This is a genomic window from Rhodopseudomonas sp. WA056 (genome assembly GCF_010906995.1).
In the GTDB taxonomy this organism is placed as follows: domain Bacteria; phylum Pseudomonadota; class Alphaproteobacteria; order Rhizobiales; family Xanthobacteraceae; genus Rhodopseudomonas; species Rhodopseudomonas palustris_G.
The window spans coordinates 1-19,455 of sequence record NZ_QPFS01000052.1 but is presented as its reverse complement, the minus strand read 5'-3'; the positions used below and the strand labels follow the sequence as shown (position 1 = coordinate 19,455).

Below are 19,455 nucleotides of genomic sequence, written 5' to 3'. Positions count from 1 at the left end.
AGTTAGCGCCCGCACCCCGCAACGATCCGTTGCCACCATCCCGATCATTCGACGGATCGCGGTAACGAAATCGCAACCCCGACGGATAGGTGCCGACCGCAGCCCTCATCGCTTCAGCAGACGTTTCAGCGACAGCGGCGTCAGTACGCCCGGCTCGGCGACCTTCTCGCGCAGCGACTGGAATACCACGTACAGCATCGGAATCAGGATGATGCCGATCAGGCTGGCAGTCAGCATGCCGGCGAACACCGGGGTCGACAGGTTGCGTCGGGCCAGCATTGCCGCGCCGTCGGCCCACACCAGCGGAACCAGGCCGAGGATGAAGGCGATCGAGGTCATCATCACGGCGCGGAAGCGCAGCTTGGCGCCCATCTCGGCCGCCGCCTTGATCGACAGCCCGGCCTCGCGCTGCTCCTTGGCGAATTCGACGATTAGGATGCCGTTCTTGGCGGCCAGTGCGATCAGCACCACCAGGCCGATCTGGGCGTAGAGATCGAGGGTGACGCGGCCGACCAGGATGCCGGCGAAGGCGCCGAGCACTGCGATCGACACCGACAGCAGCACCGGCACCGGGATCACCCAGCTTTCGTACAGCGCCACCAGGAACAGGTAGGCGAAGATCACCGCGAGCGCCAGGATGTAGCCGGTCTTGCCGACCGCCTCGTGCTCCTGATAGGCGGTGCCGGTCCATTCGAACGCGTAGCCGGGCGGCAGCGTCTTGGCCGACACCTCGGCCATCGCGGCCATCGCCGTGCCGGAGGAAACGCCGGTTGCGGGCGAACCGTTGATCGTCACCGAACGATAGTTGTTGTAGCGGGTGATCACCGCGGGGCCGGTGACGGTGCGGACGCTGGCGATCGATTGCAGCGGCACCATCGCGCCCTTGGCGTTGCGGACGTAGATGTCCCACAGGTTGGGCAGGTCACGCCGCGCGCTCGCGTCGCCCTGCAGGTTGACCTGCCAGGTCCGTCCGAACAGGTTGAAGTTGTTGATGTAGAGCCCGCCGAGCGAAATCTGCAGCGCCGAGAAGATGTCGTTGACGGTGATGCCGAGCGACTGCGCCTTCTCGCGGTCGATGTCGAGATACAGCGACGGCGCATTCGCGTTGTAGGTCGAGAACACCCGCGTCAGCAGCGGATTCTGGTTGGCGGCGGCGACCAGCCCGTTGGTGACGCCGGCGATCGCCGCCGGCTCGGCGCCTTCCAGCGATTCGAGCTGGTACTGGAAGCCGCCGGCGGTGGACAGTCCGACGACCGGCGGCAAATTGAACGGCAGCACTGTCGCGGTGCGCACCGCCTGGGTCGCGCCGAAGGTCTTTCCGATCAGGGCCTGGGCCGCCGACGACGCGGCCTTGCGGTCGGCGAACGGCTTGAGCTGCACGATCATGAAGGCGTTGTTGGAGGCCGAGTAGTTGTCGAGCAGCGACAGCCCGACGATCGACAGCACGTCGCGCACTTCCGGCATCTGCTTGACGAGCTTTTCGACCTCGATCACGGTCGCCTCGGTGCGGGCCACCGAAGCGCCGTCGGGGAGTTGCACGTTGATGAAGAAGGCTCCCTGGTCCTCCTCTGGCAGAAATCCCGAAGGCGTCGTCAACGACAGGCTCCATATCCCCGCGCCGCACGCCGCCACTGCCAGCACCGACAGTGCCGGGCGGCGCAGTGCGATCCGCACCGTCGAAGTGTAGCCGTCGCGTGCGGTGTCGATGCCGCGGCTGAATTTCTGCATGAAGCCGCGGCGCGGCCCGGTGTGGCGCAGGAACACGGCGCACAGCGCCGGTGACAGCGTCAGCGCGTTGATCGCGGAGATCAGCATCGCGGCCGAGATCGTCACCGCGAACTGCCGGAACAGCTCGCCCATGATGCCGGGGAGGAAACCGATCGGCACGAACACCGACAGCAGGACCAAGGTGATCGCGATGATCGGCGCGGTGACCTGGGCCATCGCCTTTTTGGTGGCGTCGGCCGGTGACAGATCCGGCTCCTCCTCCATCACCCGCTCGACGTTCTCAACCACCACGATGGCGTCGTCGACCACGATGCCGATCGCCAGCACCAGTGCCAGCATCGACACGGTGTTGAGCGAGGCGCCGAGCGCGGTCAGCACCGCGAAGGTGCCGACCAGGCTCACCGGCACCGCGATGATCGGGATCAGGCTTGCGCGGAAATTACCGAGGAACAGGTACACCACCAGCGCCACCAGCACGAACGCCTCGAGCAGCGTGTGCAGCACCGCCCGGATGGTGTCGTTGACGAATACGGTGGAGTCGTAGACCACCCGCGCCACCACACTTTCCGGAAACCGCGACTGCAATTGGTCGAGCTTGGCCCGGATCGCGGCGGCGGTGTTGATGGCGTTGGCGCCCGGCGCCAGGAAAATGCCGATGCCGATGGTCGGATCGCCGTTCAGCCGCGCATAGGTGTCGGCGTTCTGCGCACCGAGCTCGACGCGGGCGACGTCGGCGACGCGCAGTACCGAACCGTCCTGATTGGCCCGGAGCACGATGGCGCCGAACTCTTCGGGTTTGGTGAGTCGGCCCTGGGTTTGCAGGTTGAACTGGAACTGCTGGTCTGCGGGCACCGGACGGGCGCCGATCCGGCCGACCGGGGCCTGCACGTTCTGGGCGCTGATCGCCGCGACGACGTCGGACGGCACCAGACCAAGGCTCGACAGTTTCTCGATGTCGAACCAGATCCGCATCGAATAGGCGTAACGGCCGAACAGCGTCGCCTCGCCAACGCCGGCGACGCGGGACAATTCGTCGAGCACGTTGATCAGGCCGTAATTGGTCAGGAACAACTGATCGTATTTCTGACCGACGCTGTACATGTTGATCACCTGCAGCATCGACGACGAGCGCTTCTGCACGTTGACGCCCTGCAGCCGCACCTCGGCCGGCAGTTGCGACAGCGCGTTCTGCACCCGGTTGTTGACGTTGACGGTGTTGATGTCGGGATTGGTGCCGAGCGCGAACGAGACGTCGAGCGTGTAGGAGCCGTCGTTGCCGCTCGAGCTCTTCATGTAGATCATCTTGTCGACGCCGACGACCTTGGCCTCGATCGGCTGCGCCACAGTGGCTTCCAGCACGTCGGCGGAGGCGCCCGGATAGGTGGTCGAAACCCGGACCTGCGGCGGCACGATGTCGGGGAGCTGGGCCACCGGAATGCGAAGCAGCGCCAGGGCGCCGACCAGCGTGGTCACCAGCGCGATGACGGCGGCGAGTCGCGGGCGGTCGATGAAGGTATCGGCAATCATGGCTTATCTCGGAGTCGGCAGAGCGTCGGCGGCGGCAGGCGACGGGGTCACCGGCGCGTTCGGGCGCGCCCGCTGCACGCCCTCGACGATCACCTGCTCGCCCTGTTTCAGTCCGTCGATCACCGAGGCGGTCTGCGGGGTCGATTGTCCGAGCTTGATGCGGCGGCGCTCGGCGACGTTGTGGTCGTTGACCACATAGATGTAGTTGCCCTGCTGGTCGGTGAGGATCGCGGCGCGCGGGATCGCCAGCACCTCTCGCGGCTTGGAGCCTTCGAGAATCACACGGACCATTTCATCGTGGGTGAGTTCGCGGCCGCCGCTGGCCAGCGGCGGGTTGGCGATGGTGCCGCGCAGGATGATGGTGTCGGTGTCGCGAGCGATGCTGACGTCGACGAATTGCAGTTTGCCGACCTCGCGATACAGCCGGCCGTCGGGCAGCCGCAGCCTGATCTTCATCGCCTCGAGCCCGCCCTGCGCGGCGAATTCCTCGCGCAGTTGCAGCAGCCGGTTCACCGAGATCGGGAACACGACGTAAGCGGGATCCTGGCTGACCACGGTGGCGAGCGCGCCGGACGACGGTCCGACGACGTTGCCGGGCGTTATCTGGATGCGGCCGATCCGGCCGTCGATCGGCGAGCGGATTTCGGTGTAGCCGAGATTGATTTCGGCCTGGCGCAATTGCGCCTGCGCCGAGCGGAGCTGCGCCGCGGCGGTGCGCTGCGCCGCGCGGGCATTGTCGGCGGTGCTCTGGCTGCCGGAATTGCTCTTCAGCAACTGCTCGGCGCGGCCGAGTGCCAGGTCGGCGTAGTCGAGCTGGGCCCGGGCCTGATCGACCGCGGCGCGCTTCGCCTCGGCATCGGCCTCGAACGGCGGCTGCTCGAGCCGGAACAGCAGGTCGCCCTTCTTCACCTCGGCGCCTTCGACGAACATCTGCTCCTGCAGATAGGCGGTGACGCGTGCCGTGAGGTCGACGCGTCCGATCGCCTGAATCCGGCCGTTGATCTCGGTGGTCTCGGTGATCGCCTGCGGCCGGGCTGTGATCGTGCCGACCGCCGGCGGCCCGCCGCCCGGCATCTGAGCCAAAGCAGGAGAGGCGGCGAGCAGCGCGACGAGGGCGAGCACGGGGCGGCGAACAACGGGCGACATGAACAAGCTCCGGACGGGCGGCAGGAATAGTGCGCCTTCGAGCGAAGGAGGCGCCCATTCGCGTGAAGACAATGCATCAGAATAGGCAACGTGAGCTGCGGTCGGATTCGATCCGAATTGGAAGAGCTCTATAGCGATGCAGCGACAGCCGGAACGCCGCTGTGTCTAGACGGAGGCCGCCGCCGCAGCTTGCGCCGGGTCCATAACCAGACGCCGGTGATCAGCAGCCCGAGCAGCACCACCGAGGTGACGACGTTGAGCGTGCCCGACAGCCAGGTCGACCAGTTGCCTTCGTGCAGCAGCCGCGGCCAGTTGCGCGGCAGCGGCGTGACGCCGTCCGGCGTGAAGGTGTAGGCGCGCAGTTCGCCGTCCTGGTAGATCCGGGCGATCATCCGTCCGCCGCGGTTGGCGATCATCGTCAGACGCGACACGTCGTGCGACTGCGCAACTCGCTCGACCGCGTCGGTCAGCTTGACTGTCAGCCGCGCCGGCGGTGGACCGCTGCTGAAAGTCAGCCCGAACGCGATGCACAGGCCAGTAAGCGGGCTGAGCACCAGCAACGGCAGCGTGAACCATGCCGCGCCCTTGTGCCAGCCGGCGACGCTGTTGCGCAGCCGCGGCAGCCCCATCAGCACGCCGATCGCCATCAGCATCGTCAACGCGATCGTCGAGGCGATCACCAGCCATTCGGAGCCCAGCAGCCGTTCGTGGGTGCGCCGCGCCCACAGCAGCAGGTCGCCGGTCGGATCGCTCGCCGCCGCTTCGCCGGTGGCCAGATCGATCGGCCCTGTGCCGACGCCGAGCAGCCGCATCTGCTGGCCGGTGGCATTGATCGCCAGCCCCCGCGCCTTGCCGTCCGGATCGTGGCGTTGGATCAACTCGGTGAGACGGGCGGCGTCGATCATGCCGGCTGGCAGGCCCCTGGACTGCAGCATCGGTTCGAGCGACAGGATCAGGCCTGTGACGATGACGGCGAGCAGCGGCAGCGCGAATACCAGGCTGGTCCAGCGGTGCAGCTTGAGCAGTAATACGTTGTTCATGGTCGAATTTCGGGGTTGCGATAGGCGGCGAGGAATACGCGAATTCCACCGTCGATCAGGGCTGCGACGTCGTTCGCGCTGGGCCGGCCGAGCTGCAACTCCCATTGCAAATGCAACCGGCCCTGGACGAGGCTGAGAAACTGGATGGCGGCGAGGCCGATATCCGGGATGCGCAGCAACTGCTGCGCCACCGCGGCGCGGAGAAAGGTCGCAACCTCTTGTTCGCAGCGGCGCGGCCCCGCCGCCATGAACACCTCGGCCATTTTTGGAAACCGCGCGGCATTGCTCATCACCAGCCGGTGCAGCTTCAGCCCGCGGTCGTCGAGAAAGAAAGCAGTGTAGTCACGAGCGATGGCCCGCAGCGCCGGCTCCAGTTCGATTGGTCTACCGTCCGGTTGCCACAGCATCTGCGGCCCGATACTGCGGCATTCGTCGTCGACCAGCGCCGACAGCAGCGCGTCCTTGCTGGCGAAATGGACGTACAACGTCGCCTTGGAGACGCCGGCCTCGCGAGCGATCGCATCCATGCTGGTGACGTCGAAGCCGTGAGTCGTGAACAGTTCTCGCGCGGCGCCGAGCACCTGCCGCAGTTTCCGGTTCTCGCCGCTCGGGTCGATGGCTTGGTTTCTGCGGGGACGGGGCATTGAACTCATCACCAACGGGTGCGGCATGGCACAGGTAGAGTGTAGCCGTCTGAGCCTATCGGTTCGCTGACAGACCGGCAACAAAACTAAACCGTTTAGTTACTTAAAAGCCATGTTGTCGCAGGTATTTGAGTGCCGTTCACGGTGATTGCCGTCAGCGATCCCGGAGGTGACGGGGCGCAATCCCGGCCCATCCGCGTGACGACGGTGAGCCTCGTCGACGTCGGATCGGCGTTCCCCGCTTTGATGAGACACCGGGCGACGCGCCGCTGCCTAGTTCGGTCGTCTTGATTCGCCCTCGGTGATTCGGCGCTGCGCGACGGGCCATTTGCGGCGTATGCACTGTCACTCTGTCCGGGAAATCCCGAATCACGTGCGGCCACTGAGCGCGTCGCCAGGACGGCCCGACGGATCGGTGATCCGTAGCAGACGCGCCACGAGGTGAATGCGCCGGTGCGTCGCGTTGCCGCGCCGTCGGCGCTGCGCGCCCGCCGGTATTCCGCCGGCTCTTTCGGTGCTCCGTCTGTCCGGCAAATCACCAACTCGCACAGCCTGATGCGTGACGGTAACATCTAAGCCTGAAGATCGCGGCAAACCGTCAGGATCGCGGATGGAACGGGCACGCGATCTTCGCGGTGCGGCCGGTGCGTCGATGCCGCGCGGGTGAGGTCGTGCGATGCTCTCCCTTAGTAGCCGTTGCGTCGTCCTTAAGCGTGCTGAAACTTGCGCCTGTTGAAATTCCGGGGCGTTGATAACATGCTGCAGTTGCAAACCGTCTGGTGATCATTCTAACAGGTATGGAGGTAGTATGCGCTCCTCATCGATGATTCTTCTCGGTGCCATCGCGTTCGTCGCCGCGCTGTCGGTTGTGAACCAGGGCGGTGTGCCCCATCCGACGCTGATCGAGCCAGCCGTTGCAGCGACACCGGTCGCGCCGCCGGTCAGCGCGTTCCGCACCGTGACGTCGTCGACCTGCGCGTCCAACGGTTGCCCGACCTCCTGCGAAGCGGATGAAGCGCTGATCTCCGCGATCTGCATCGGGCCGAGCAGTGCCAAATTCAGCGACAACCTTTCCCTGGAGAACGGGCAGATGACCGCGAGCTGCGGCCCGCGCTCCTCCACCATCGTGGTGTCCTGCGCGCGCAAATAACGCAGGCAGTTCGCTTCTGGGAGCCGGCGGCCGATAACGCACCGCGGGCTCCCGTCAGTCTCAAAGGTCTCTCCGATGCAAAACTGGTTCATCGCACTCGCCGTCGCGGTGCTGCTGCTCATCGGCTTCGCCGCCGGACCGATGTCCGTCGTCGTCGCCTTCCTGGCATTCTGGGTCACGCTGTATCTGGTGTGGGCCCGCGACCTCGGCTTCAAGGACACCTGGGCGCGCTACGGTCTGCAGCGCGTCAAGCCGCCCTTCTGGGCGGCGGAGAACAAGGTCTGGTTCTTCCCGATCTTCGACGACCGGACCAAGGTGATGAAGGCCGCCGCGGTGCCGCTGTTGATCGTCGCGCTCAGCCTGATGCTGCCGACCTCGGTGGTGCGGATCGGCACGCTGGTCGTGCTGGCATGGTACTGCCTCGAGATCTACCGGTCGCAGAAGGGCATGGATCAGCTCGACCGCGCGCGGTTCAACTAATTCGGCCCGCGCCGATCTTCCGGCGCGCGCACGAGACGATGTTCGGCGAACGGCGGGTGTGGGGCGGCTCCACGCCCGCCGTTCGCGCGAGCGCGGTTAGGCATATTTAAGGGCTGCTCAGTTAGTACTGGACGGCGCTGCAGATTTTGCGATCATTGCGGCGAGCAGACGGTGGGCAACGGGCTTCGGCCGATCCGCCATTTGCTACTTGGGTAGCCGGGGAGCGTCTAGGAGGTCGCGATGGCAGACAAGAACTCGTCCGACGTCATCTTGAATATGATGACCAAGAACCTCGAGCAGACGCGCGGCGCGATGACCAACTACCTCGAGTTCATCGGCAAGAGCATGTCGGTGGTGCCTCTGGGCCAGAGCAGTCAGGCCACCGCGCTGAAGGGCTATGTCGATCGCAACGTTCAGGCGACGTTCGATTTCTCCCAGCAGCTTCTGCACGCCAAGGATTTCCAGGACGTCGTCCGGATCCAGACCGAGTTTTTGCAGACTCAATTCCGGGTGCTGACGGATCAGGCCAAGGAGGTGGTCGAGATGACCCATCCGAAGGTGATCGTTCCGGGCGATGGCTAGTTCGTGTCGGGAACGGTGTTGCGTGGATCGGCATTGAGGAAATGCTTCGACGATCTGCTCAGATTTGGAAAACCAACATGCTCAAGTTCATCGTCCCGATGGCCGCTGCGGCGTTGATTGCCGGCTCCGCAGAAGCGCAACCGCAACGGCAGCCGGATCCAGGCTGCGGGCGCGACGTGTCAAGGCTGTGCCGCGCCGTGATGAACGAGTCCGATGGCGTGATTCTCAACTGCCTGCAGCAGAACCGCGCCAAGCTCAGTGCCAAATGCGCCAAGGTGCTTGCCGACCACGGGCAGTAGTGAGCCGGTCATGGGATTGTAAGAGCGTCGCGAGGGAGCAATTCAGGCCCCGTCGCATGCCACCGATTGCGGCGCTTCGCTCGCACAGCGTCGCGGGGCTGTGATCACGTCGATCCGCCGCTGACGCCTGCGACCGGAAGCACTTCGGTGGCGGCGCGGTCCGGCGATTCTTCCTTCCACCTCACCGAGCCGAACGGCCGTTCCAGCATCCGGCGCACGCGGATCGGCTCCGGTCCGCGATGTAACGCGATCGCACGGCGGTGGAGGATTCGGTCGTCCTGCGTCGAGCGGCTGCGCTGACGCAAGTAATCGAGCCAGGTCGGGCAGTGATAGCGCTCGGTCCACAATTCGGGATCGGCGATGTCCCGCGCGATCGACCAGCCATAAGCGCCGTTGCGTTGGCGGCTGAGCTGCACCTCCTGCATCAAATTGTGAAACGCGCGGGCTTGGTCGGCGTCGACCCGGTACTCGATTTCGATCACCACTGGTCCGCTGCGCGGCGTCAGGGCCAGCTTGACTTCCGGATCCGCGAGCAGTTCGGCGTCCTCGGCGCGGGGACCGACCGGAGGCATCGGGAGCAGGAAGGCGAGCACTGGAGAAGCCAGCATCGCCAGTCCCGACAGCAGCATCGACGGCGCGACGCCGGACAAGTCGGCGACGTGACCCCACCCCCAGCTTCCGATCGCGATGCCGCCCGAGATCGACGCCTGGAACGCCGCAAGCGAACGTCCTGCGACCCAGCGTGGCGCCGACAACTGCACGCCGATGTTGAACAGTGCGATCGCCAGCATCCACACTGCGCCTGCGATCACCAGCGCGGCGGCGGTGAGCAGCGGCGATCGGCTGATCGCAATCACCGCCATCGCCACGCCCATGATCAGCGCGCACAGCCGCACCGCGGCTTCGCTGCTCATGCGCTGCCGCGCGATCCCGACATTGAGCGCGCCGATCACCGCGCCGATGCCGAAGGCGCCGAGCAGCAACCCGTAGGTCTCGGCTCCGCTGTGCAAAAGGTCGCGCGCCACCAACGGCATCAGGGCCAGCACCGAAGAGCCGGCGATGCCGGTCACCAGCGTGCGGGTCAGCACGATCCGGATCGCCGGCGAGTTGGTGATGTAGCGCACGCCGGAGACGATCGCGCGGTTCAGCCGCTCCGGCGGCAGCCGCGGCGGTTCGCTCTCCCGGCGCCACAGCAGCAGCACGATCAGCAGCGGCAGATACAGCACCGCATTGGCGGCGAACGCCGCCACTGCGCCAGCCGCCGCCACCACGATGCCGCCGACCGCCGGGCCGAAGCTGCGCGCGATGTTGTAGCTGATGCCGTTGAGCGCCACCGCGGCCGGCAGCGTTTCGGCGGGAACTTGCTCGGAGACCGAAGCCTGCCAGGACGGACCGAACAGCGCCATGCCGGTGCCGATCACGAAACAGAACAGCAGCAGAATGTTCGGAGTCACCAGGCCGAGATGCGCCAGCACCGCAAGCGTGGTGGCGCCGGCGAGGCCGATGCCGAGCGCTGCCAGCGCCACCAGGCGGCGGTCGTACATGTCGGCGATCGCACCGGCCGGCATCGCCACCAGCATGATCGGCAGCATCAGGGCGGTCTGCACCAGCGCCACCTTGTCGGCGGACGCGGTCATCTGCGTCATCGCCCAGGCGGCGCCGACGCCGTTGATCATCAGGCCGAGATTGGACAGCAGGCTCGCCAGCCAGATCCGCCGGAACAGCGCGTGCCGCAGCGGCGCCGCGATCCCGTCGCCGGAAAACAGCCCGCGCTTCGCCGTGCCCGCCATCTGGGTCTGACCCTCCGCCGTCCTCGCCGCATCGCCGATTCTTCGACGCTCGAAACAGTGATGCCTGCGAAGCGCTCGCACTGTCCAGAGCCAACGTGGTGGAGGTCTCAGACCAAGCAGCAGCTCAAAGGTGCTGGCTCAGATCGGCGATGGTCGGCGCATCGCCATTCAGAGGATTTTGCGGGTCGCGGCTGTAGCGCAGCGTTTCGAACCGCATCGCGCGGGCGTCGATCATCACCAGCCGTCCGACCAGGCCCTCGCCGAAGCCGACGATCTCGCGGATCGCTTCCAGGGCCATCATCGAGCCGAGCATGCCGGCGAGCGCCCCCATCACCCCGGCCTCCTCGCAGCTCGGCACCGTGCCGGCTGGCGGCGGTTCGGGAAACAGGCAGCGATAGGTCGGGTTGGGCTCGCCCGCGGCGTTGCGTTCGTGGGCGCGGATCGTGGTCAACGATCCGTCGAACTGGCCGAGCGCCGCGGTGACCAACGGTTTTTTCGCCAGATAGCAGGCATCCGACACCAAATAGCGCGTGGCAAAATTGTCCGAGCCGTCGAGCACCAGATCGCAACCGCCGATCAGCGCCAGCGCGTTGGAGCCGTCGAGCCGCACCCGGTGCGACACCACGCGGACGTGCGGGTTCAGCGCCATGATCCGGTTCGCGGCGCTGTCGGCCTTGCGGGCGCCGATGTCCGGCGTTGCGTGGATGATCTGGCGCTGCAGGTTCGACAGCGTGACGATGTCGTCATCGACGATGTCGAGCGTGCCGATCCCGGCGGCCGCGAGATACATCAGCACCGGCGCGCCGAGCCCGCCGGCGCCGACCACCAGCACCCGTGCACTCTTCAGTGCCGCCTGTCCGGGACCGCCGACATCGCGCAGCACGATGTGGCGGGCATAGCGTTCGAGTTCTTCGGCACTCAGCATGATCGGATGGTATCCTTCACTTCAGCGCTCGCGTTAGCACCGTCATCTGGACGACGCGCATCCGGCTCATCCTTTCCCGCAGTCAGGGGCAATTGTCCGGCGGGCGAGCCGTCGCGCGGGTGCCACGCCTCGAACCGGCGCCGCGTTGGCGCCGACCAAGCGAATATGGTTATTTGCGCATGGCGCAACGTTGCTCGGGAATTGTCATGAGATCGATGCTGGCTGCAACCCTGATCGTCGCCGGTGCCGCCACCCTGGCGGCGCATGGCGCGCACGCTGCGCCGAAACAGACTACGGCGGCGCCACCCGCGGCGCAGACGCCTGCGGAGACCGCCAAAACGCTGGCGCAGGCGGAGCGTCAGGCGATCCAGTCCGATCTCGCCTGGACCGGCGACTACAACGGCCTGATCAACGGCGAGGTGTCCGATCGGATGATCGCGGCGATCAAGCAGTTCCAGACCAACCAGGGTCACAAGCCGACCGGCGTGCTCAATCCGCAGGAGCGCGGGCAGCTCGGCCAGGCAGCGCGCAAGCTGCAGGCCAGCGTCGGCTGGAAGCTGGTGGCCGATCCGGTCACCGGCGCACGGCTCGGCGTGCCGACCAAACTGGTGCCGCAGCAGGCGTCCGATGCCGGCGGCACCCGCTGGAGTTCCTCCACCGGCACGATCCAGGTCGCGCTGTCGCGGCGCAAGGAGGCGGACCTCTCGATCACCAAACTCGCCGAGCAGGAAAAGAAGCAGCCTGGCCGCAAGGTCGAATACAGCGCGGTCCGGCCCGACTTCTTCGTGCTGTCGGGCACCCAGGGTCAGAAGAAGTTCTACATCCGCGGCAGCTTCAAGAACGCCGAGGTGCGGCTGCTCACCGTGCTGTACGATCAGGCCACCGAAGGCACGATGCAGCCGGTCGTGGTCGCGATGTCGAGCGCCTACGATCCGTTTCCGGCCGGTGCGCAGGCCGGCCCGCCGCCGCGCAAGAAGGTCGAGTACTCGACCGGCACCGTCGTCGGCTCAGATGGCGCGATCCTGGCCGATCGCGATGCGGTCGACGGCTGTCTGTCGATCGTTGTTGCCGGCTACGGTCCTGCGGATCTGGCCAATCGCAGCAAGGAGCACGAGCTGGCGCTGCTGCGGATCTACGGTGCGTCCGCCCTGAAGCCGTTGCCGATCGGCGGTTCCGCCAAGCCCGGAGCGGTCGAGATCACCGGCGTTGCTGATCCGCAGAGCCAGGGCGGCGGCGCGGCCGTCACCACGGTCAAGGCCCAACTCACTCCGGCCGGCAGCGCCGGTGGGCTGGCTGTGACGCCGGCGCCGAGCCTCGGCTTTTCCGGTGCGCCGGCACGGGATGCGGACGGGCGCTTCGCGGGACTGACGACGCTGCGTCTGCCGCTGGTGGCAGGACCGGCGGACAGCGCCGCGGCGCCGCAGGCGGCGCTGATCTCGGCCGACACCGTGCGCGGCTATCTTGCCAGCGTCGGCGTGAAGCTGGTCGACGGCAGCGCCAAGGATGCCAAAGCGAGCGTCGTCCGCGTGATCTGCGTGCGGAAGTAATCCCCGCGGACTCACTACCAGCGTCGTCAGAAGTCATTGAACGAATTCCCTTCATGTCTATCACTTCTGACACTTCGGGCACCAGAACGTCGATCGCCCGTTCTGCACGAAGCGCTGCACCGTGCCGCCGCAGCTCGGGCACGGCTCGCCTTCGCGGTCGTAGACCTTGAACGCGTGCTGGAAGTAGCCCAGCTCGCCGCTGGTCTGGCGATGGTCGCGCAGCGATGAGCCGCCGGCCTTGATCGCTTCGCCCAGCACCTCGCGGATCGCCTCGGTCAGCCGCACCGCGTGGTCGGTCGGCTCTTCCTTGCGATTGGCCAGCGTCGCGGCTTTGCGCTTGGGTGACAGGCGCGCGCGGAACAGCGCTTCGCAGACATAGATGTTGCCGAGCCCGGCAACCACGCGCTGATCGAGCAGCGCGGCCTTGAGGCTGGTCTGCTTGCCGGCGCAGGCCTTCGCCAGAAGGTTGGCGTCGAATGCGTTGCCGAGCGGCTCTGGGCCGAGGCCCTTCAGATGAGGCTCGGTTTCGATCTCGCTGCGCGGAAACACCTTCATGAAGCCGAACCGGCGCGGGTCGTTGAACACGATGCGGGCGCCGGACGTCATTTCGAACACCACGTGGTCGTGGGTGCGGTCCTCGCTGCGCTGATAGTGAAACTCGCCCGGCGTGGTCTCGCCATCGGCCTCGATCACCCGGAACGAGCCGGACATCCCGAGATGCATCAGCAGCACGTCGCCGCTCGACAGGTCCGCCAGCAGATATTTGGCGCGCCGGCCGAGGCCGGTGACAGTCTGGCCGGTGAGTCGGGCGACGAAGTCCTTCTGCAGCGGAAACCGCAAATTCTCCCGGTGCGCCACCGCGCGGTCGATCCGAAAGCCCTCCATCGCCGGCTGCAGCCCGCGGCGGACGGTCTCGACTTCGGGGAGTTCGGGCATCGGGTTCGCTCGAAAGGGCTTTAAGCCACTCGATTGGCTTGAATTTCAGGCATGGCGGCGACAACCCGGCGATTGCGGCCGGCGCCGGCCGTCGTTGCATTCTACATGTGGCGTCAGCCAGTTAAGGCATTCAGGTGATAGCGCCTCCGCACCAAGCGCGCTATATGGTCCGCCGCGGACCGCCGTTTTCGTGTTTCGGGCGGCAATCGGCCCGAAAAACCGTCCGCGCGCAGGAGTTGAAGGCATGACTGAGCCGGGCGAGACCACGCATTTCGGCTATCGCGACGTTCCGCTGGACGAGAAGCAGACGCTGGTCAACGACGTGTTTCACAGCGTCGCCGGCCGCTACGACCTGATGAACGATCTGATGTCGGGCGGCATGCACCGGTTGTGGAAGGACGTGATGATCACGACCCTCAACCCGCCGCGTGACGACACGCCGTTCCGGCTGCTCGACGTTGCCGGCGGCACCGGCGACATCTCGTTCCGTGCCGCCAAGGCCTCGGGCGCCGGCTTTCACGCCACCGTCTGCGACATCAACACCGATATGCTCGAAGTCGGCCGCCAGCGCGCGGTCGAGCGAAACCTCGACGACAAGGTCGATTTCGTCGAGGGCAACGCCGAGAACCTGCAGTTCGACGACCGCAGCTTCGATGCCTACACCATCGCGTTCGGCATCCGGAACGTGCCGCGGATCGATCTGGCGCTGAAGGAAGCCTATCGGGTGCTGAAGCCGGGCAGCCGCTTCCTGTGCCTGGAGTTCTCGTCGGTCGACGTGCCGGGCCTGTCGAAGCTGTACGATCTGTTCTCGTTCAAGGTGATCCCGGAGATCGGCCGCGTCGTCACCGGCGATGCCGAGAGCTACCAGTATCTGGTCGAATCGATTCGCAAATTCCCCAAGCCGTATGATTTCGCCGAGATGATGCGTGACGCCGGCTTCGCGCGCGCCAACTGGCAGGTGATGAGCGGCGGCATCGTCGCGCTGCATTCGGGCTGGCGTTTGTGATCGCAGCACTCACTCATCTGGCGCGGCTCGGCCGCGCCGCCTTCGTGTTCGCGCGCGAGGGCGTGTTCGGCGTTGTCGATCCGGGTTTGATTCCGCCGGCCGGCCAAGTGCCGGTGCGGCTGGCGCGGCTGATCGAGCGCGGCGGCGCCAAGTCCGGGCCGCGGCTGTCGCGGGCGCTGACCCGCCTCGGCCCGGCCTATCTCAAGCTCGGACAATTCCTCGCCACCCGTCCCGACGTGGTCGGTGTGGCGATGGCGCGCGATCTGGAAAGCCTGCAGGACCGGCTGCCGCCGTTTTCGCAGGAGGAGGCCGAGCAGGCGATCGCCGCCTCGCTGGAACGCCCGGTTCGTGACGTGTTCGTCAGCCTCAGCGCGCCGGTCGCGGCCGCCTCGATCGCCCAGGTGCATCGCGGCGAGATCGAGGTCGACGGGGTGCGCAAGCAGGTCGCCGTCAAGGTGCTGAGGCCGAACGTGTCGGCGCGGTTCAGGCGCGATCTGTCCGACTTCTTCTATGTGGCCGAGAAGGCGGAAATCTATTCGGCCGAAGCGCGTCGGCTGCGGCTGGTCGAAGTCATCAACACCATGTCGCGCTCGGTCGCGATGGAGATGGACCTGCGGCTGGAGGCGGCCGCGGCGTCCGAGATGGCCGAGAACACCAAGGACGATCCGGACTTCCGCGTCCCCACCGTCGACTGGAATCGCACCACCCACAACGTGCTGACGATGGAGTGGATCGACGGCATCCCGCTCAACGATCACGCCCGCCTCCAGGCCGCAAATGTCGACACCGTCGAGCTCGGCCGCAAGGTGATCCAGAGCTTCCTGCGCCACGCGCTGCGCGACGGCTTCTTCCATGCCGACATGCATCCCGGCAATCTGTTCCTGGGCAGCGACGGGCGCCTGGTCGCGGTCGATTTCGGCATCATGGGGCGGTTGTTGCCGAACGAGCGGCGATTCCTCGCCGAAATCCTGCTCGGCTTCATCACCCGTAATTATCGCCGCGTCGCCGAGGTGCATTTCGAAGCCGGCTACGTGCCGCCGCATCACTCGGTGGAGAATTTCGCGCAAGCGATCCGTGCGATCGGCGAGCCGATCCACAATCGCACGGCCGAAGAAATCTCGATGGCCAAGCTGCTGACGCTGCTGCTCGAGGTCACCGGCCTGTTCGACATGCGGACCCGGCCGGAGCTGATTCTGCTGCAGAAGACCATGGTGGTGGTCGAAGGCGTGGCCCGATCGTTCGATCCCAAGCTCGACATCTGGAAGGTTGCCGATCCGGTGGTGCGCGAATGGATCCAGCGCAATCTGGGCCCGATCGGCAAGGTCGAGGGCGCGCTCGCCGGCGCTGGTGAGCTCGGTCACACCCTGAGCGGCCTGCCGACCATCGTGTCGCGTGCCGTCACGGTGTTGAACCAGCTCGAGGTCATGACCAAGGACGGCCTGGTGCTGGCGCCGGAGACCATCGCCGCGATCGGCCGCAATGAGCGTGGCCGCACCCGCGGCCGAACGGTGGCGCTCTGGGTGATCGCCGCAACCTTCATCGGCGTGCTGATCGCGCTGTCGCGGATGATCTGATCGCATTGCATTCATCTCTTGAATGCAATGCGGGCGTCGATTAGCCTTTCCGCATGGCCAATCTGACGATCCGCAAGCTCGACGACGTGCTCAAAGCCGAACTGCGCCAGCGCGCGGCCGCCAACGGCCGTTCGATGGAAGACGAGGTTCGGGTCATCCTGCGCGATGCCTGCCACAAGCGGCTCGGCTTCGCGGAGCCCGCCTCCGCCGAGCTGTCCGTTTCCCCCGCCCCGGCGCCCGATGATCCGCCGGATGGCGCGCGTCTCCAGTCGCAGCCGGATGGGGCGCGGGTGACGCTGATCGTCGGCGGTGGCATCGCGGCCTACAAGGCGATGGACCTGATCCGCCGGCTGAAGGAGCGCGGCGCCGATGTCCGCGTGGTGCTGACCAAGGCCGCGCAGCAATTCGTCACGCCGCTGACCGCGAGCGCGCTGTCGCATCAGCGCTGCTACACCGATCTGTTCGATCCTGCGAGCGAGTTCGATGCCGGACACATCCGTCTGGCGCGCGACTGCGACCTGATCGTCGTCGCGCCCGCAACCGCCGACCTGATGGCCAAGATCGCCGGCGGCCATGCGGACGATCTTGCGACCGCGATCCTGCTCGCCACCAATCGCCAGATCCTGCTGGCGCCGGCGATGAATCCGCTGATGTGGAACAACGCCGCGACCCGGCGCAACGTCGCTCAGCTCAGGCAGGACGGCGTCGCGATGGTCGGCCCCAATGCCGGCGAGATGGCCGAGCGCGGCGAGGCGGGGGTCGGCCGGATGGCGGAGCCGATCGAGATTGCGGCCGCGGCCGAAGCGCTGTGGCGGCCGCGGCCGCCGAAGCCGCTGCTCGGCAAGCGCGTGCTGATCACCGCAGGCCCGACCCACGAGCCGATCGATCCGGTGCGCTACATCGCCAATCGCTCGTCCGGCAAACAGGGCTACGCGATCGCAGCGGCTGCTGCCGCCGCCGGCGCGGAGGTCGCTCTGATCTCTGGTCCGGTCGAATTGCGGGCGCCGGCAGATGTTGATCTCACCCGGGTGGAGTCGGCACGCGAGATGCTTGCTGCCGTCCAATCCGCGTTGCCGGCGGATGTGGCGATTTTCGCCGCCGCGGTGGCTGACTGGCGGGTTGCGGCCGAAGGCGAGCAGAAGCTGAAGAAGGGCGCCGGCGGGCCGCCGCCGCTGCAGCTCACCGAAAACCCCGACATCCTGGCGACGATCTCGAAACTGACCGAAAGCCGGCCACCGCTGGTGATCGGCTTTGCGGCCGAGACCGAGAACCTGATCGACAATGCGACCGCAAAGCTTGCCCGCAAGGGCTGCGACTGGATCGTCGCCAACGACGTCTCGCCGGCCACCGGAGTGATGGGCGGCGACCGCAACACCGTGCATCTGCTGATGCGCCACGGTGCCGCCACCGATCTCGAATCGTGGCCGCTGATGACCAAGGACGAAGTCGCGACCGCGCTGGTGGCGCGGATCGCCCAAACCATGGCAGTTCCCGCATGACCCAAGTGATCACCGTTTCGATTCGCCACCTGCCGCACGGCGAAGGCCTGCCGCTGCCGGAGTATCAGACCGCGCACGCCGCCGGGCTCGACCTGATTGCCGCCGTCCCGCAGGATGCGCCGCTGACGCTCCAGCCCGGCTGCTACGTACTGGTTCCCACCGGTCTCACCATCGCGCTCCCGCAAAACTACGAGGCCCAGGTTCGGCCGCGTTCGGGCCTCGCCGCCAGGCACGGCGTCACCGTGCTGAACGCGCCGGGCACGATCGATGCCGATTATCGCGGCGAAATCGGCGTGCTGCTGATCAATCACGGCAGCGGGCCGTTCACCATCCGGCGCGGCGAGCGGATCGCCCAGATGGTGATCGCGCCGGTCAGCCGCGCCGAGTTCGTCGCGGTCGAGGCACTGCCGGAGAGCGGTCGCGGGGCCGGCGGTTTCGGCTCGACCGGCCGCTGAGTAGCGATTTGCGTTGAGGTGCTACTTCCGCGACTCCACTAGATTTAGTGTCAAGCGCGGCCGGAATTGCTGTCGGAAAATATAAACCGTCCGTTTACGAACGGTCGCGTCTCCGTTCACGGTCTGGACTCTTACCCGCCGAGTCGCGATGGCGATAATGTCGCTTGATTCGGCTATGGCGCGGCTTGTGAGTTGCGCCGTGCGGTTTGGGGCAATCGATGTCAGGCGTATTGGGGTCCATACGTCGGACCAGTCTGTCGTGCACCTCCCTGGTGCATGGTTTGGCTGGGACGGCAGTGATGGTCGCGTCGTCGCCGGCGCGAGCCGCAGACGATCACTTGGCCGCCATCACCTCGTCGCTGCTGCTGGATCTGAACCGCCACGAGATGATGACGCTGATCATCGCGCTCGCGGCGCTCGGCTTTTCGGTGATGTCGGCGATCATGCTGGTGCGGACGCGGCAACGCGCGGCGGCGCGCGAGGCCGGGCTGCGGGCCGACCTGCAGGGACTGCAGGCCGAGTCGGATCGCTTCCAGGCGTTGCTGTTCGCCGAGCCGCAGGTGCTGATTTCCTGGATCGCCGGTGACAGCCGGCCGCGGATCAGCGGCGACACCGCACTGTTTCTGCCCGCCGAACCCCAGAGTCGCCAGCCGCAGCGCATCCTCGCCTTCGGAACCTGGCTGCCGCCGGAGCCGGCGTTGCAGATGGACCACGCCGTCGATGCGCTGCTCGACAAGGGTGAAGGCTTTCTGTTGCAACTCGTCACCTCGAACGGCCGGTCGATCGAGGCGATGGGGCGTGCGGTGGGCGGTCAGGCCGTCGTCCGCATCCGCGAGCTGAGTGGCGTCCGCCGGGAGCTCGCAGACATGACGCGGCGCTTCAAGGCGCTGCAGGAAGAAACCGAGATGCTGCGCGGCTTCGCCACCGCGGCGCCCTGGCCGATCTGGACCCGCCGCGCCGACGGTACACTCAGCTTCGCCAATGCCGCCTACGCGCGCGCGACCGATGCCAGCGATGCGGCGGATGCGATCGGCCGCAATCTCGAACTGCTCGATACCGGCGACCGCGCCGCTCTGGCCCGCTCGCTCGGCGACAGCGCCGAATTCACTGGCCGGTTGCCGATCGTG

The 19,455-nt window shown here is 66.5% G+C and carries 16 protein-coding genes and 1 pseudogene; 10 read left to right on the top strand and 7 right to left on the bottom strand.

What is annotated here, in order from left to right; genetic code table 11:
- Nucleotides 1–105: 105 nt before the first annotated feature.
- The 4 genes from DU475_RS12350 to DU475_RS12335 all read right to left on the bottom strand — a co-directional run bounded on the left by DU475_RS12350 (nucleotide 106) and on the right by DU475_RS12335 (nucleotide 6,085).
- Nucleotides 106–3,255 carry an efflux RND transporter permease subunit gene (locus DU475_RS12350; RefSeq protein WP_164632309.1) on the bottom strand — a complete coding sequence of 1,050 codons (3,150 nt, stop codon included), beginning with the start codon at nucleotides 3,253–3,255 and terminating at the stop codon, nucleotides 106–108.
- 3 nt (nucleotides 3,256–3,258) lie between these two features.
- Nucleotides 3,259–4,401, bottom strand: coding sequence for an efflux RND transporter periplasmic adaptor subunit (locus DU475_RS12345; RefSeq protein ID WP_164632308.1), 1,143 nt, complete (start codon nucleotides 4,399–4,401; stop codon nucleotides 3,259–3,261).
- Between the two features lie 128 nt (nucleotides 4,402–4,529).
- A complete protein-coding gene (locus DU475_RS12340) occupies nucleotides 4,530–5,441 on the bottom strand; it encodes a PepSY domain-containing protein (RefSeq protein ID WP_164632307.1) in 912 nt (303 codons plus the stop codon).
- A complete protein-coding gene (locus tag DU475_RS12335) occupies nucleotides 5,438–6,085 on the bottom strand; it encodes a TetR/AcrR family transcriptional regulator (RefSeq protein ID WP_164632314.1) in 648 nt (215 codons plus the stop codon). Before DU475_RS12335 ends, DU475_RS12340 begins: the two co-directional genes overlap by 4 nt.
- Before the next feature lie 808 nt (nucleotides 6,086–6,893).
- Between DU475_RS12335 and DU475_RS24280 the strand changes: the two genes are divergently transcribed.
- The 4 genes from DU475_RS24280 to DU475_RS12315 all read left to right on the top strand — a co-directional run bounded on the left by DU475_RS24280 (nucleotide 6,894) and on the right by DU475_RS12315 (nucleotide 8,596).
- Nucleotides 6,894–7,235, top strand: coding sequence for a hypothetical protein (locus DU475_RS24280; protein ID WP_142884267.1), 342 nt, complete (start codon nucleotides 6,894–6,896; stop codon nucleotides 7,233–7,235).
- Nucleotides 7,236–7,310: 75 nt separating this feature from the next.
- The gene (locus DU475_RS12325; RefSeq protein WP_013499937.1) at nucleotides 7,311–7,715 is read left to right on the top strand and encodes a hypothetical protein; all 405 of its coding nucleotides are present in this window, start codon (nucleotides 7,311–7,313) and stop codon (nucleotides 7,713–7,715) included.
- Nucleotides 7,716–7,955: 240 nt separating this feature from the next.
- Nucleotides 7,956–8,297, top strand: coding sequence for a phasin family protein (locus DU475_RS12320; protein ID WP_013499936.1), 342 nt, complete (start codon nucleotides 7,956–7,958; stop codon nucleotides 8,295–8,297).
- A gap of 77 nt (nucleotides 8,298–8,374) precedes the next feature.
- Nucleotides 8,375–8,596: a hypothetical protein gene (locus DU475_RS12315; protein WP_013499935.1), complete on the top strand. Its 222-nt coding sequence runs from the start codon at nucleotides 8,375–8,377 to the stop codon at nucleotides 8,594–8,596.
- Nucleotides 8,597–8,700: 104 nt separating this feature from the next.
- Here the strand turns inward: DU475_RS12315 and DU475_RS12310 are convergent, their stop codons facing one another.
- Both DU475_RS12310 and DU475_RS12305 read right to left on the bottom strand, forming a co-directional pair.
- A complete protein-coding gene (locus tag DU475_RS12310; protein ID WP_013499934.1) occupies nucleotides 8,701–10,386 on the bottom strand; it encodes an MFS transporter in 1,686 nt (561 codons plus the stop codon).
- A 124-nt stretch (nucleotides 10,387–10,510) separates the two neighbouring features.
- A complete protein-coding gene (locus tag DU475_RS12305; RefSeq protein ID WP_013499933.1) occupies nucleotides 10,511–11,311 on the bottom strand; it encodes a HesA/MoeB/ThiF family protein in 801 nt (266 codons plus the stop codon).
- Between the two features lie 206 nt (nucleotides 11,312–11,517).
- On the opposite strand from DU475_RS12305, the gene DU475_RS12300 reads away from it, so the two are divergent.
- Nucleotides 11,518–12,858: a peptidoglycan-binding protein gene (locus DU475_RS12300; RefSeq protein WP_164632306.1), complete on the top strand. Its 1,341-nt coding sequence runs from the start codon at nucleotides 11,518–11,520 to the stop codon at nucleotides 12,856–12,858.
- Nucleotides 12,859–12,918: 60 nt separating this feature from the next.
- Here the strand turns inward: DU475_RS12300 and mutM are convergent, their stop codons facing one another.
- Nucleotides 12,919–13,794, bottom strand: coding sequence for a bifunctional DNA-formamidopyrimidine glycosylase/DNA-(apurinic or apyrimidinic site) lyase (gene mutM, locus DU475_RS12295; protein ID WP_013499931.1), 876 nt, complete (start codon nucleotides 13,792–13,794; stop codon nucleotides 12,919–12,921).
- 244 nt (nucleotides 13,795–14,038) lie between these two features.
- Here mutM and ubiE point away from each other — a divergent pair, with 244 nt between their 5' ends.
- The 5 genes and pseudogenes from ubiE to DU475_RS12270 form a co-directional block, all read left to right on the top strand.
- Nucleotides 14,039–14,800, top strand: coding sequence for a bifunctional demethylmenaquinone methyltransferase/2-methoxy-6-polyprenyl-1,4-benzoquinol methylase UbiE (ubiE, locus tag DU475_RS12290; RefSeq protein WP_013499930.1), 762 nt, complete (start codon nucleotides 14,039–14,041; stop codon nucleotides 14,798–14,800).
- Complete coding sequence (gene ubiB / locus DU475_RS12285; protein ID WP_164632305.1) at nucleotides 14,797–16,374, top strand: 2-polyprenylphenol 6-hydroxylase; 1,578 nt, start codon at nucleotides 14,797–14,799, stop codon at nucleotides 16,372–16,374. The genes ubiE and ubiB overlap by 4 nt, the downstream gene beginning before the upstream one ends.
- Before the next feature lie 53 nt (nucleotides 16,375–16,427).
- The gene (coaBC, locus tag DU475_RS12280; protein WP_164632304.1) at nucleotides 16,428–17,873 is read left to right on the top strand and encodes a bifunctional phosphopantothenoylcysteine decarboxylase/phosphopantothenate--cysteine ligase CoaBC; all 1,446 of its coding nucleotides are present in this window, start codon (nucleotides 16,428–16,430) and stop codon (nucleotides 17,871–17,873) included.
- On the top strand, nucleotides 17,870–18,328 hold the full coding sequence (gene dut, locus DU475_RS12275) for a dUTP diphosphatase (protein WP_164632303.1): 459 nt from the start codon (nucleotides 17,870–17,872) through the stop codon (nucleotides 18,326–18,328). The genes coaBC and dut overlap by 4 nt, the downstream gene beginning before the upstream one ends.
- Before the next feature lie 218 nt (nucleotides 18,329–18,546).
- A pseudogene (locus tag DU475_RS12270) lies at nucleotides 18,547–19,455 on the top strand (two-component sensor histidine kinase); the annotation flags it as partial.